The sequence below is a fragment of the Blautia sp. HCP3S3_C12 genome, from assembly GCF_052064155.1.
Lineage (GTDB): Bacteria > Bacillota > Clostridia > Lachnospirales > Lachnospiraceae > Blautia_A.
In genome coordinates, this window is sequence record NZ_JBQHWC010000019.1 from 29648 (window position 1) to 43538 (window position 13891).

A 13891-nucleotide genomic window follows, 5' to 3' on the forward strand; every position below is an offset into this window, starting at 1 on the left:
TCCTAAAAACATTGCAAAAGCCTGTCAGATTGCAGAAAATGGTGGTTACATGCGGGATTACATTTCAGATGAAAAGGGACAGATTGCTCGTGTCAACTTCGATTTTGTCGAAGAAAAATAACAGAAGATAAAACTGGTGAGCCATAAGCCTCTGTGCCAGGTAAAAAAAACAGGCTGTCCGAAATATACAGAATATTTCCTCGATGTTCATAATGCCTCCGGGCAGCCTGTTTATTTGAAATATCCCATGATAGTATGATTTAAATGGAAATTTCAGGTAAATATTAAAAAATTATGAAAAGTTGATTTTTGTAATGCATTTGTAATAAAATATGATATAATGCTATAGTAATCAGTAATTATACCGAAAGGAAAAAAGTCATGAATAAGAAAATAAAACCCGCAATTGCAGTGATTGTCCTGATTTTTCTGGTAGCAATGATCGGGCTTTTGAGTCATGTGATCATGAAACGTATCCCTACAAAAGAGAAAATGGATCTGAATGAATATTACGGAGAACTGGGGGATGGAGAAGCGGCATTGGTTCTGGGAACAGAGCTCCTGGATGAGAAGGCGTTGGTAGCAGGGGAGAGAGTTTATCTTCCTCTTGATGTAGTGAATACATATTTGAATCAGAGATATTACTGGGATGCTGCCAATAAGCAGATCCTGTATGCAACACCATCAGAAGTAATTACCGCAGCAGCTGCATCAGAAGCAGGTGACCAGGTATGGTTAAAGGACGATAGGGTGTATCTGAATCTGTCATATGTACAGCAGTATACAGATATTGATGCATATATATATAAAGATCCTTACCGGGTTGCGATCCAGTATCAGTTTGATAAGATCAAAACTGTAAAAGCAGAGAAAAATATAGCAGTTCGTTATCGGGGCGGAATTAAATCCAGTATTCTTACAGAAGTGAAAAAAGGAACAAAGCTCCGTCTGCTGGAGGAACTTGAGGATTGGGATCAGGTTGCTACAGATGACGGATACATTGGATATGTGGAGAAAAAGAAAGTAGGAAAAGTGGAAGAAACTACTTTTGAACGCAATTTCCAGGGTGAAGAATATACTTATATTACCATGGATGATCCTGTGAATATGGTATGGCATCAGGTTACTTCCACAGATGCCAATGCATATCTGGAAGATGCCATTGCAAATATGACAGGGGTGAATGTGATCTCACCAACCTGGTTCTGTCTGACGGATACAGCAGGTAATATTTCCAATATTGCAAGTGCAGATTATGTTGCCAAAGCACATGAAAAAGGCCTGAAGGTATGGGGACTGATCGACAACTTTACTCAGGATGTAAGTACTATGGAAACTCTGTCAAATACAGCATCCAGACAGAATCTCATTACTCAGCTGATACAGGCTGCAGTTAATGTGGGACTGGATGGCATTAATGTGGATTTTGAGTCACTCAGTGAGGATGTGGGAATTCATTTCCTGGAATTTCTGAGAGAACTGTCTGTTGAATGCCATAAAAATAATCTGGTACTTTCCGTGGATAATCCTGTTCCTGAGGATTTCACCAGCCATTATGACCGGGCTGAGCAGGGAAGAGTTGTGGATTATGTGATTATTATGGGGTATGATGAGCATTATTCAGGGTCTGACGCAGGATCAGTTGCATCACTGCCATGGGTAGAACAGGGAATTCAGGATACACTGGAAGAAGTACCGGCAGACCGTGTGATCAACGCAGTTCCCTTCTATACAAGATTGTGGAAAACAACAGGTGGAGCTGTTACAAGTGAGGCAATTGGCATGGATCAGGCTCAGCAGGTGATCTCTGAGAAAAATGTGGAAACTTACTGGGATAAGAATACTTCTCAGAATTACGGAACCTATGAGGAGGATAATTCCACCTATCAGATATGGCTGGAGGATGCAGAGTCTATTGCCGCCAAGGTAAAACTGGCATCTAAGTATAAGCTGGCCGGTGTGGCTGCATGGAAGCTGGGATTTGAGAATAGCGGTATCTGGCAGGTGATCACAGATAATTTGCAGTAAATAAATAATACAAAGGAAAAACAGGAATGTGTAAAATACTCTCTGGCATATATTAAGGTGAATATGGCAGGGGGTATTTTATTTTTTGGAAAAGCGAGGGACAAAGCTTGTATTAATCTGTTTGTTTCTGATCGGTGTTTATATACTGGCTCGGGAGGCTGCTCTGGTGTCCGGAAAAAACCATAACCGGGATCCCGGAAAAATGATATTGGTAGATGCAGGTCATGGTGGAACTGATCCCGGGATGATAGGGGTTGGGGGATTAAAAGAAAAGGAAATCAATCTGGAAATCGCTAATAGGCTGAAAAAAGTTCTTGAGGAAAAGGGATATTATGTGATAATGACCAGGAAGGAAGATAAGGGATTGTATGACAAGGACTGTAAAAATCAGAAAGTCCAGGATCTTCAGAGGCGAATCGGGCTGATTGGAAAATACAAGCCTCTTTTATGTGTAAGTATTCATCAGAACAGCTATCAGGATCCTGAGGTATACGGTCCCCAGGTGTTCTATTATGAGGATTCCATACAGGGAAAGGAGCTGGCCGGTTATATTCAGGATGCGTTAAATACCTGTCTGGATGTGACAAGACCCAGGGCTCCAAAGGGAAACCGTACCTATTATCTTCTGAAACGAAGTGAAAGTGTCTTGAATATTGTAGAATGTGGCTTTTTGACCAATCCAGAGGAAGCAGAGCTGCTGCAGACATCTGAATATCAGCAGAAGGTTGCTTATGCAGTGGCACTGGGAATTGATAAATACCTTAAAAGCACTTAAATGTTTCTTTTATGTGAAGTTACTTTTAAAGTGTATTTGTTTTTGTTATACTGATAGAGCTAGTACATCTTTTTCGAAATAACTATACCACTCGCTTGTCTGTGAATCCGATTGGTATAGTTATTTACGAAACGATGTACTGGCAAAGAGAGTAATTGCTATTATTTGAGTTTTTTGAGATTAGAAAAGAGACAGGAAAGGATGACAGAAGGCATTATGCTTGGAATAATATACCTGATTTTGGCGATGCTGTTGGGTTATGAGGCATCAGCCTTTCTTATTGAAAAAGAAGAACAAAAGATATCAGTAAACAGGATCTGGCTTAAGCTTCCGGCAGCTTTTGGCACAGGAATTTTACTGCTGACATGGAGTGTTTATATTGTAGCCTGGTTTTTCAGTGTAGTGGGGGGTGTTCAAGATCCACTGCTATATGGAAATGTGATCGTGCTTGTCAGTGGGACAGTGATACTGGCAGTGATTCTGATGATCAAAAAGAAAAAAAATTATCCCTTTCTGGCAGGAAGGTTATGGGAAGATAAGAGCCGTTTCAGAAAAGAATTGATTTTATATGGATTATTGCTGGTTTTTATTACGTACATGATGTTTTATGTATTTTATATCAGGGACGGAGTACTGTACTCGGGGCTGACAGTTTATGGAGATTATGCACCACACACAGCTATGATGAGATCTTTTTCTCTGGGAAATAATTTTCCCACCCAGTATCCCCATTATGGAGGGGCAGATGTAAAATATCATTTTATGTTTCAGTTCCTGGCTGGAAATCTGGAGTATCTGGGGCTCAGACTGGATTTTGCCTATAATATTGTCAGCATTGGATCGCTTCTTGGTTTTCTTATGCTGCTGAGTCAGCTGGCTGTTCGGATTACCGGACGGTTTTGCTGTGGAGCGGTAACTGTCATTCTGTTTTTTTTCAGAAGCGGAGCTGCTTTTTTCAGATATGTGTGGGAACATCTTCAGACAGGGGATCTGCTGGCTGCTTTGCAGGAGAATACGTCATTTATCGGTTATACTGTAAACGAAAACTGGGGTTTATGGAATTTTAATGTGTATCTGAACCAGAGACACCTGGCATTTGGACTTTTGATCGTAACTCTGGTAATATATGTTTTTCTGGACTGGCTGGAAGCAGGAACCTCTCATAAGGAAAAAGGTTTTTCATGGTTTATACAGCGTATTTTGTCTTTACAGGCCTGGAAGAGCAGAAATCTGGAGAAGGCTTTAATTATGGGATTGCTGCTTGGGCTGAGTGCGTTCTGGAATGGAGCGGCGGTGATTGGCGGATTACTGATTTTACTGGGATTTGCCATTTTCTCCGATGGAAAGGTTGATTATGCGGTTACTGCAGGTACTGCAGTATTCTTTTCTTTTCTCCAGACAAAAATATTTATCCGGGGAAGTGCCATGGATACTAGACTTTATCTGGGTTTTCTGGCTGAGGAAAAAAACTTCTGGGGAGTGGTGAAGTATCTGTTCTGGATGGGAGGTATCTTTTTCCTGGGACTGATCCTGCTGGTATTCTTTATGAAAAGAAGAGAAAAAGCAATGCTTACAGGTTTTCTGTTTCCGGTAATCTTTGCTTTTGTTCTGCTGATGACACCGGATATCAATGTAAACCACAAATATATTGTGATCGCATATGGATTTCTGAGCGTTTTCTGGGCATGGGCAATCTGTAGTCTCTGGGGTAAAAAGTTGTGGAAAAAGCTTCTGGCAGTTCTTTTAGCTGTCTGCCTGACTGCTACAGGAATCTATGATTTTGTTATTATTCTAAAGGGAAACGGAACAGGACACAGGGTGACTGTGAATATGAACAGTGATCTGACCCGGTGGCTGACAGATCATCTTGGAAAACAGGATCTTTTGCTTACTCCGGAATACAGTATGAATGAAGTGACTATGTCAGGAGTGATGCTTTACTGTGGCTGGCCTTATTATGCCTGGTCAGCGGGATACGATACCAATTACAGAGCTGACAGGGCAGTGGAAATTTATACAGCTACAGATGAGAGTGTGTTGAGATCTGTGGTGAAAGAGGAAAAAATTACGTATATTCTTTTTGAGGAAGGATCGGAATTCGAACAGAAAGAATGTCAGGAAGCTTTGATCTCCCAAACCTTCGAGAAGGTCTACGAGACAGAGGATAGAAGAATCCGGATATATAAAACAATTGATGATGAATAAGTGTGACACTAAGAATGAGGAGGAAGACACAGATGAAACAAGTGGTACCCAGAGTGTTTCTGGCAGCAGCTCTGGCTGGACTGTCAGCGTATTTACTGAAGGGTGATGTGTGGACTTTCTGGACCTGGTGGATGCTGGCTTTTCTCATGGGAATGCTGGCTATGCCTGTGACAGGAAGACTTTTTGCTGGATTTGAGGATAAGGGTTGGATTTTTTCAAAGATTCTTGCTATTGCAGTTACCGGATTTCTTACCTGGCTGTTGGTAGCTGTGAAGCTGCTTCCGTTTACTACCGTTTCCTGTATTGGCGTATCTGTAGTGTGCGGGATTTTGTGCATTTTTCTGTATTTTTATCAGATGAAAAAAGGAGTAGATTGTCTGCCGGCTGGCAGAGGAACCTTGATTTTCAGAGAGGAAATTCTGTTTTTTATATTCTTTCTTTTGTGGACTTATGTAGCAGGATTCCGGCCGGAGGCTCACGGAACTGAGAAATTTATGGATTATGGCTTTATGGAGGCTATGATGCGCAGTTCTACTCTTCCGGCAAGAGATCTCTGGTATTCTGAGGGAACCATCAATTATTATTATGGAGGTCAGTATTTTGCTGTTTTTCTTACCAAGCTTACGGGAAGTAAGGTGGAATTGACTTATAATCTTATGCGGACCTTTGTGGCGGCTTTTGCATTTACCCTTCCGTTTTCGCTGGTATATCAGATGACTGTTGATGGATTAAAGGACAGGCTTACAGGGAAAAAACGATATATCCCCACTTTGGCCGGAGTTCTGGCAGGATTATCTGTATCCATAGCCGGAAATATGCATTATGTGGTGTACTGTAAAATAATACCATGGATCCAGAAGCTTCAGGGAGAAACACCGGACAGCTACTGGTTTCCGGATGCTACCCGATATATCGGTTATAATCCGGTCAATGAACAGGACAAAACCATCCATGAATTTCCCTGCTATTCTTTTGTACTGGGGGATCTCCATGCTCATGTGGTGAATATTATGTTCGTGTTACTGCTGGTGGGAGTTTTGTATGCATGGATGAAACATGTCCGCAGCAGGAAAGCAGTCATAGAGAAAATCAGCCGAAAGCAATTTTGGATAAGGCAGCTTTTTATTCCTCATATTTTGCTGGTATGTGTACTGATTGGAATGTTCCATTTTACAAATTATTGGGATTTTATCATTTATTTTGTAGTTGCAGGGGGAGTGATCCTGTTTACCAATATTATTCAGTTTGAAGGAAAGGTGAAAAAAGTCCTGACTGTTACCATTGTACAGGCGGTTGAGATGATTGTGGTTTCTTATGTGGTGATCCTTCCCTTTACTATGAAATTCCAGACCATGTTCCAGGGGGTAGGAATTGCAACCCATCATTCCCTGATTCACCAGCTGCTGATTTTATGGGGACTTCCCCTATTTCTTACAGTATTGCTGATCATATGTATTCTGTGGGAGAAACTTCGTGACGGCAGAAACAGGGGAGTATATCGCCTGATGCGGGCAATAGCACTGCCGGATTTATTTGCAGTGATCATGGGGCTGTGTGCCATGGGATTGATTCTGATACCGGAACTGGTCTATGTAAGGGATATTTATGAAAATGGAAATGCCAGAGCCAATACTATGTTTAAACTTACTTACCAGGCTTATATTCTTTTTGCCATGACTATGGGATATGGGATTGTACGGATGTTGGCTCTGGCACAGAAAAAAGTGTTTAAGATTTTTTCTGTGATTGGACTGGTGCTTTTGTGCTGGACCTTTGGATATTTCGGAAAAAGTGTAACCTCCTGGTTTGGAAATGTGTGGGAGGTTTCAGGGTATAAAGGACTGAATGCAGTTTCGTTTTTGGAAAACGGAGTACCGGAGGATGCTTCTGCGATCAGATGGCTGAAAAACAATGTGAAGGGAACGACGGTGGTTCTTGAGGCACCAGGGGACAGTTATAAAGACTATGATAACAGAGTTTCTGCAATGACAGGGCTTCCCACTGTACTGGGATGGTATGTTCATGAATGGCTGTGGCGGAATGATACAGATGATCTGAATACCAAGAGGACCGAGATTGAGACAATTTATACCTCTTCAGATAAGGAACTGGTGAAAGAACTTCTGGATAAATATGATATTTCCTATATTTTTGTTGGTTCCTGTGAAAGAGAGAAATATGGAACAAATCTGAATGAGGAGATATTGGCAGGATTGGGAAAAAAGGTATTCCAGTCCGAAAATTCTGACACATATATTCTGAAGGTGAACTAGGATGTAATGTTAGAGTGTAACGTCAGAATATCTTTTCATAGACGAAACCATAAAAATCGTGTACAATATTTGTGATATAAATATCAAATCTAATGAAAAAAGAAGGCAGAAGGACAATGAAAGCAGAAGTCGTATCCATGACAGCAGAGCATCTTGATCTGGATGCAATATGTCGTGCCGGAGAAATATTGAAAAAAGGCGGTCTGGTTGCATTTCCCACAGAAACGGTCTACGGACTTGGAGGAGATGCATTGAATCCAGACGCATCCATGAAAATATATGCTGCAAAAGGAAGACCTTCGGATAATCCGCTGATCGTGCACATTGCAGAGTTTGATAAGCTGGCACCCATCGTAGGGGAGATACCGGAGAAAGCCAGAATATTGGCTGAGAAATACTGGCCGGGACCTTTGACTATGATACTCTCAAAGTCAGATCTGGTGCCAAAGGAGACTACTGGCGGCTTGGACAGTGTGGCTGTCCGTTTTCCCAGTGACAGGATTGCCCAGGAAATGATCAAAGCAGCAGGAGGTTATGTAGCTGCCCCCAGTGCAAATACTTCGGGCAGACCAAGCCCTACCACTGCACAGCATGTGATAGAGGATCTGGGTGAGGAAATTGATATGATTATTGACGGAGGTCAGGTTGGAATCGGACTTGAGTCAACAATCGTTGATTTTACAGAAGATGTGCCGGTTGTTTTACGCCCGGGGTATATTTCACTGGAGATGCTGCAGAAGACTCTTGGCGATGTCCGGATGGATAAAGGATTGATCGCATCTGACAGTAAGGTTCGTCCGAAGGCACCTGGAATGAAGTATCGCCATTATGCACCGAAGGCAGATCTGGCTATTGTAGAAGGCAGTCAGGAGGCAGTGGTAAAAAAAATCAATGAACTGGCTGCAGAAGCCAAAGCTCATGGTGAGCTGGTGGGCATTATTGCAACGGATGAGACGAAGGACAGATACCAGGAAGGCCTGGTAGTGAGCATCGGAAGCAGAAGAGAAGAGGAAACAATTGCGCACCATTTGTATGAAGTGCTTCGTGAATTTGATCAGAGTGCGGTCAGATCCATATATTCAGAGGCCTTTTATACGCCAAGAATGGGACAGGCAATCATGAACCGTTTGCTGAAGGCTGCGGGACATAAAATTATCCAGGGGGATAAGTAAGAAATAATATGAATTTCAGGAGGAAAAGGTATGTTAGCTTTAGGATGTGATCACGGAGGATATGAATTAAAACTGGAGATTAAAAAATATCTGGATGAGAAGGGAATCGAGTATAAAGATTATGGCTGTGACAGCCTGGCTTCCGTAGACTATCCGGTATATGCAAAGAAGGTTGCTCATGCCATTCTTGATGGAGAATGTGAAAAGGGAATACTGATCTGTGGAACAGGTATCGGAATTTCTATTACAGCAAATAAGATCAGGGGAATCAGGGCAGCTGTCTGTACAGACTGCTTTACTGCGGAAGCAACGAGACTTCACAATGATGCCAATATTCTTGTTCTTGGAGGAAGAGTTGTAGGTCCTGGACTGGCTGTGAAAATTGTTGAGACCTTCTTAAATACTCCATTCTCCAATGATGAAAGGCACATCAGAAGAATCAATCAGATAGAGACAGAATAAAGTGGACTGCGAATAGCTGCCTGACCAGGGAGGTTTGAGCAATGGATATGAATCATAAACGTACAGATTACTTATCATGGGATGAATACTTTATGGGAGTTGCCATGATGTCAGGAATGCGTTCTAAGGATCCTAATTCTCAGGTAGGGGCCTGTATTGTAAGTGAAGATAATAAAATTTTGTCTATGGGATATAACGGATTGCCAAAAGGGTGTTCGGATGATGAGTTTCCGTGGGCAAGAGAAGGGGATAGCCTTCATACAAAATATTTTTATGTGACCCACAGTGAGCTGAATGCAATCCTGAATTACAGGGGTGGAAGTCTGGAAGGGGCAAAGCTCTATGTGTCTCTTTTTCCCTGTAATGAATGTGCCAAGGCTATTATACAGGCAGGGATTAAGACAATTGTTTATGACTGTGATAAATATGCCCATACTCCGGCAGTGATCGCGTCCAAGAGAATGCTGGATGCTGCGGGAGTGCGTTATTATAAATATAACCGTACAGGCAGAAAAATTACAATAGAGGTATAACGTTAGGATTTTCACCCTTGACACATCCTGAGATTTCGCATAAAATAAAACCAAATGCGAAATATCTATGGCGATGAAGAGAATAGTACATAAGGAGCAATCCCAGAGAGGAATCTGTATGGTGTGAAGATTCTGTGCGCAAATTATGGAACCGGCCTCGGAGCCCCGTGCAATTGAAGTACGGCGTTTTTCCTGCGTTATCGGAAGAAGAGCGAACAGTGTGCAGGCATTTGGGCACAGTGTTAATTAGGGTGGTACCGCCGAAGCCTTTCGGTCCCTTGTGAGGGATGTAAGGCTTCTTTTTTATCTGTGAATGGAAAAAAGAAGTGGAGTACTTACATTCTGATGCCACAAAATACAGTTATTACTGACTGTGAGTTGAAACAAACAATCACAAAAAAGGAGAAACAATCATGGCAAACAACAAGAAAATGGTAGAAGCCATCACATCCATGGAAGAGGATTTCGCCCAGTGGTATACCGACGTTGTAAAGAAAGCTGAACTCTGCGGTTATACCAGCGTGAAAGGCTGCATGGCGATCAAACCTGCAGGATATGCGATCTGGGAGAATATCCAGCATGAACTGGACAGAAGATTTAAAGAAACAGGCGTACAGAATGTGTATATGCCAATCTTTATCCCGGAATCTCTTCTTCAGAAAGAGAAAGATCATGTAGAAGGATTTGCACCTGAGGTTGCATGGGTAACCCACGGTGGTCTGGATCCGCTGCAGGAGCGTCTGTGTGTACGTCCCACATCAGAGACATTATTCTGCGATTTCTATGCAAAAGAGATCCAGTCCCACAGAGATCTGCCGAAGGTATACAATCAGTGGTGTTCTGTAGTGCGCTGGGAAAGGACAACACGTCCGTTCCTTCGTTCCCGTGAATTTTTATGGCAGGAAGGTCATACAGCTCATGCAACAGCTGAGGAAGCAGAAGAGCGTACTATCCAGATGCTGAACCTGTATGCAGACTTCTGCGAGGAAGTTCTTGCAATCCCTGTTGTAAAGGGACAGAAAACAGACAAGGAGAAATTCTCCGGTGCAGAAGCTACTTATACAATTGAATCCCTGATGCATGATGGAAAAGCTCTTCAGTCCGGTACAAGCCATAACTTTGGTGACGGATTTGCTAGAGCATTCGGCATCCAGTATACAGATAAAGAAAACAAACTTCAGTATGTACATCAGACATCCTGGGGAATGACAACACGTATGATCGGTGCCATCATCATGGTACACGGTGACAACAGTGGTCTGGTGCTGCCTCCGAGAATCGCTCCTACACAGGCAGTGATCATTCCAATCCAGCAGAGAAAAGAAGGTGTTCTGGAGAAGGCTGACGAGATGTTTGCAGCATTAAAGGCAGCAGGAGTCCGCGTAAAAGTAGATGATACAGATAAGAGTCCGGGATTCAAGTTCGCAGAGCAGGAAATGCGCGGTATTCCGATCCGTATTGAGTGTGGCCCCAAGGATATCGAGAATGGACAGGCTGTCATCTGCCGTCGTGATACAAGAGAAAAATATACAGTTACATTTGATGAGCTTGTGGAGAAGGTGCAGAAAATCCTGGAAACTATCCAGAAGGATATGCTGGAACGTGCACGTGCTCACAGAGAGGCTCATACTTATGTTGCTACAGATTATGAGACATTTAAGGACACAATTGTTAATAAACCAGGCTTTGTAAAAGCTATGTGGTGCGGTGACCGTGCATGTGAAGATAAGATCAAAGAGGATGTTCAGGCTACATCCAGATGTATGCCATTTGAGCAGGAACATTTAAGTGATGTCTGTGTATGCTGTGGAAAACCGGCTAAGAAGATGGTTTACTGGGGTAGAGCATACTAATCAGTAAGGCAATAAAGAAAACCGGCAGCAGAAATAATATCTGGATGCCGGTTTTTAGAATTAATCATGAATAGAAAAAGGGTAAGGATGGTCATATGATTCTGGAAATACCAAAAAACGCGGAAACAATTTTGCATATACTGGAAAATGCAGGATATGAGGCTTATGTAGTAGGCGGATGTGTCCGCGATTCTATCCTGGGACGAAAACCGGACGACTGGGATATTACTACATCTGCGAAGCCTGAGCAGGTTAAGGAACTGTTTCACAGAACAGTGGATACAGGTCTGCAGCACGGAACCGTGACTGTCCTTATGGAGAAAGAAGGCTATGAAGTTACAACTTATCGGGTGGATGGCGAATATGAGGATGGCAGACATCCGAAAGAGGTAACCTTTACAGCAAGCCTTGAAGAGGACCTGAAGCGCCGTGATTTTACCATCAATGCCATGGCGTATAATCCTTCCGGCGGATTGGTTGACCTTTTTGGCGGGCTGGAAGATATTGACAGAAAGATTATCCGCTGTGTGGGAAATCCGCTGGAACGTTTTACAGAAGATGCACTTCGCATTATGCGTGCTGTGCGGTTCAGTGCCCAGCTTGGATTCTCCATCGAAGAGGAAACACGCAAGGCGCTGAAGGTGCTGGCACCCAATCTGAAACATGTGAGTGCAGAGCGAATCCAGGTGGAATTAGTGAAGCTTCTGATGTCTCCTCATCCGGATTATCTCAGAACAGCTTATGAAGCCGGCATTACTGCAGAATTTCTTCCGGAATTTGATGCCTGTATGGAGACACCTCAGAATACTCCCCATCATTGTTATACAGTAGGGGAGCATATTCTGCACAGCCTCTGCTATGTGCGGGCAGACAGGGTTCTTCGTATTACCATGCTTCTTCATGACATTGGGAAACCGGCAGTAAGAAAGATCGATGAGAATGGAAGAGATCATTTCAAAACCCATGGAAATGCAGGGGAAAAAATGGCAGGCCAGATTCTTCGCAGACTGAAGTTTGATAATGATACCATTCGTAAGGTAACCCGTCTGGTGAAATGGCATGATGACAGACCGGAGGGAACACTCAAATCTGTCCGTCGTGCTGTTAACAGGATCGGTGAGGATCTTTTTCCCCTGTATCTTGAAGTACAGCAGGCAGATATGCTTGCTCAGAGTCTGTATAGGAGAAGTGAAAAACAGGCACGTCTGGACAGTGTAAGGGATGCATACAGACAGATTATAGAGGAAAAACAGTGCGTATCATTGAAGACACTGGCAGTTACAGGCAGAGATTTAATAGAGAATGGTTACAGATCCGGCAGAGAGATTGGGGAAAAACTGGAAAAACTTTTAAATCTCGTTCTGGAAGATCCGGAGAAAAATCAGAAAGAAATTCTATTGGAAATTATAAGGAAAGATCAGGAAAAGAATCCGGCATAGCAGGATTCTTTTTTGCATATGTATAGAAAGTACAAAAAAAGAGGGGGATATGTCATTGTATGATTACGGACTAGGCACTCTTTCTCAGTATGGCCTGAATGCAGAACGTTCTGCAAGGACAAGGGGTGCCCTGCTTTGCTATACAGAACAGGGAATTTTGATACTGAGAGAGTTTCACGGTTCGGAAAAAAAACTGAAAAAACAGCAGGAGCTTTTGCTTCTCCTTCAGGGAAATGGCATAAATACAGATTATTTCCTGGAAAATACCCAGGGCAGTCTCATCAGTCAGAGTAAGGATGAGCAGATGTTTACACTTCAGCATTGGTATGAAGGGCAGGAATGCAGTACCAGATCAAGAGAGGACATTCTGAAAAGTGTAGGAACACTGGCAAAATTACATAATGTCATGAAAATGGAGCCTGCAGAAGAATACAGGGCAAGATCGCTGAGGGAGGAATATATACGGCATAACCGGGAAATCCGAAAGATACGCAAGTTTATCCGTCAGAAAGGTGCTTCCGGAGTTTTTGAAAAAAAATTTCTTTCCAGCGTAGAGGGATTTTTACAGAGGGGGGAGCTGGCACTGGAAATGCTGGAAGAAACGGATTATGACAGTCTCAGGGAAAAAGCCTGGAAGGAGGGAACTGTCTGTCACGGAGCATATAATCAGCATAATGTACTGATGCTGAGAAAAGGGGAAGCAGTGACGAATTTCGGAAACTGGTGTTTTGATATTCAGATGGCAGATCTGTATCATTTTATGAGAAAAATTCTGGAAAAATACAGCTGGGATCTGACATTGGGGAAAGAAATGCTGACAGAATATCACAGGATCCGACCTGTTTCTTATCAGGAATGGCAGAATCTGAAGGTGCGTTTTACTTATCCTGAAAAATACTGGAAACTGGCCAATTATTACTATTCACACAAAAAAGTATGGATTTCCGGGAAAAATGTGGAAAAGCTTGAAAACCTGATTAATCAGAAAGAAATATGGGAAAAATTTATACAGAATTGTTTTCAAAAATATTTTCTGAACGATCATACAGAATTGGCTGAATGTGGTGAAAAACCTTGACAATATAAGGGAAATGGTATATAAACTAATGATAGAGCGCTGTCGCTTCTGGCGGGTGCTGACAAACAAGAAA

At 42.5% G+C, this 13891-nt stretch carries 10 protein-coding genes; all 10 read left to right on the plus strand.

The window, feature by feature from the left end:
- The first annotated feature begins 381 nt into the window (after window positions 1-381).
- The 10 genes from ACTNDS_RS13420 to ACTNDS_RS13465 all read left to right on the plus strand — a co-directional run bounded on the left by ACTNDS_RS13420 (window position 382) and on the right by ACTNDS_RS13465 (window position 13818).
- Entirely contained in the window at window positions 382-2028 is a 1647-nt protein-coding gene (locus ACTNDS_RS13420; protein WP_303243115.1) for a glycosyl hydrolase family 18 protein, read from the plus strand.
- An 85-nt stretch (window positions 2029-2113) separates the two neighbouring features.
- Window positions 2114-2803 carry an N-acetylmuramoyl-L-alanine amidase gene (locus ACTNDS_RS13425; RefSeq protein ID WP_441036303.1) on the plus strand — a complete coding sequence of 230 codons (690 nt, stop codon included), beginning with the start codon at window positions 2114-2116 and terminating at the stop codon, window positions 2801-2803.
- A gap of 201 nt (window positions 2804-3004) precedes the next feature.
- Window positions 3005-5008, plus strand: a complete 2004-nt coding sequence (locus ACTNDS_RS13430; protein ID WP_441036305.1) for a hypothetical protein — start codon at window positions 3005-3007, stop codon at window positions 5006-5008.
- 32 nt (window positions 5009-5040) lie between these two features.
- On the plus strand, window positions 5041-7281 hold the full coding sequence (locus tag ACTNDS_RS13435) for a DUF2298 domain-containing protein (protein WP_441036307.1): 2241 nt from the start codon (window positions 5041-5043) through the stop codon (window positions 7279-7281).
- Window positions 7282-7397: 116 nt separating this feature from the next.
- Window positions 7398-8453 (plus strand): L-threonylcarbamoyladenylate synthase, encoded by a 1056-nt coding sequence (locus ACTNDS_RS13440; RefSeq protein WP_441036309.1) that lies wholly within the window; start codon window positions 7398-7400, stop codon window positions 8451-8453.
- A 30-nt stretch (window positions 8454-8483) separates the two neighbouring features.
- Entirely contained in the window at window positions 8484-8915 is a 432-nt protein-coding gene (gene rpiB / locus ACTNDS_RS13445; RefSeq protein ID WP_441036311.1) for a ribose 5-phosphate isomerase B, read from the plus strand.
- Between the two features lie 47 nt (window positions 8916-8962).
- Window positions 8963-9448, plus strand: coding sequence for a deoxycytidylate deaminase (locus tag ACTNDS_RS13450; RefSeq protein ID WP_441036343.1), 486 nt, complete (start codon window positions 8963-8965; stop codon window positions 9446-9448).
- Between the two features lie 413 nt (window positions 9449-9861).
- Window positions 9862-11301, plus strand: a complete 1440-nt coding sequence (gene proS, locus ACTNDS_RS13455; protein WP_441036313.1) for a proline--tRNA ligase — start codon at window positions 9862-9864, stop codon at window positions 11299-11301.
- Between the two features lie 95 nt (window positions 11302-11396).
- Window positions 11397-12740, plus strand: coding sequence for a CCA tRNA nucleotidyltransferase (locus ACTNDS_RS13460; RefSeq protein ID WP_441036315.1), 1344 nt, complete (start codon window positions 11397-11399; stop codon window positions 12738-12740).
- A gap of 49 nt (window positions 12741-12789) precedes the next feature.
- Window positions 12790-13818: a phosphotransferase gene (locus ACTNDS_RS13465; protein ID WP_441036317.1), complete on the plus strand. Its 1029-nt coding sequence runs from the start codon at window positions 12790-12792 to the stop codon at window positions 13816-13818.
- Window positions 13819-13891: the final 73 nt, after the last annotated feature.

Bases quoted from the DNA above. Each gene is read 5' to 3' on its own strand.
- ACTNDS_RS13450 (WP_441036343.1), top strand. From the start codon at position 8,963: ATGAATCATAAACGTACAGATTACTTATCATGGGATGAATACTTTATG.
- proS (WP_441036313.1), top strand. From the start codon at position 9,862: ATGGCAAACAACAAGAAAATGGTAGAAGCCATCACATCCATGGAAGAG.
- ACTNDS_RS13430 (WP_441036305.1), top strand. From the start codon at position 3,005: ATGACAGAAGGCATTATGCTTGGAATAATATACCTGATTTTGGCGATG.
- ACTNDS_RS13420 (WP_303243115.1), top strand. From the start codon at position 382: ATGAATAAGAAAATAAAACCCGCAATTGCAGTGATTGTCCTGATTTTT.
- rpiB (WP_441036311.1), top strand. From the start codon at position 8,484: ATGTTAGCTTTAGGATGTGATCACGGAGGATATGAATTAAAACTGGAG.
- ACTNDS_RS13435 (WP_441036307.1), top strand. From the start codon at position 5,041: ATGAAACAAGTGGTACCCAGAGTGTTTCTGGCAGCAGCTCTGGCTGGA.
- ACTNDS_RS13465 (WP_441036317.1), top strand. From the start codon at position 12,790: ATGTCATTGTATGATTACGGACTAGGCACTCTTTCTCAGTATGGCCTG.
- ACTNDS_RS13440 (WP_441036309.1), top strand. From the start codon at position 7,398: ATGAAAGCAGAAGTCGTATCCATGACAGCAGAGCATCTTGATCTGGAT.
- ACTNDS_RS13460 (WP_441036315.1), top strand. From the start codon at position 11,397: ATGATTCTGGAAATACCAAAAAACGCGGAAACAATTTTGCATATACTG.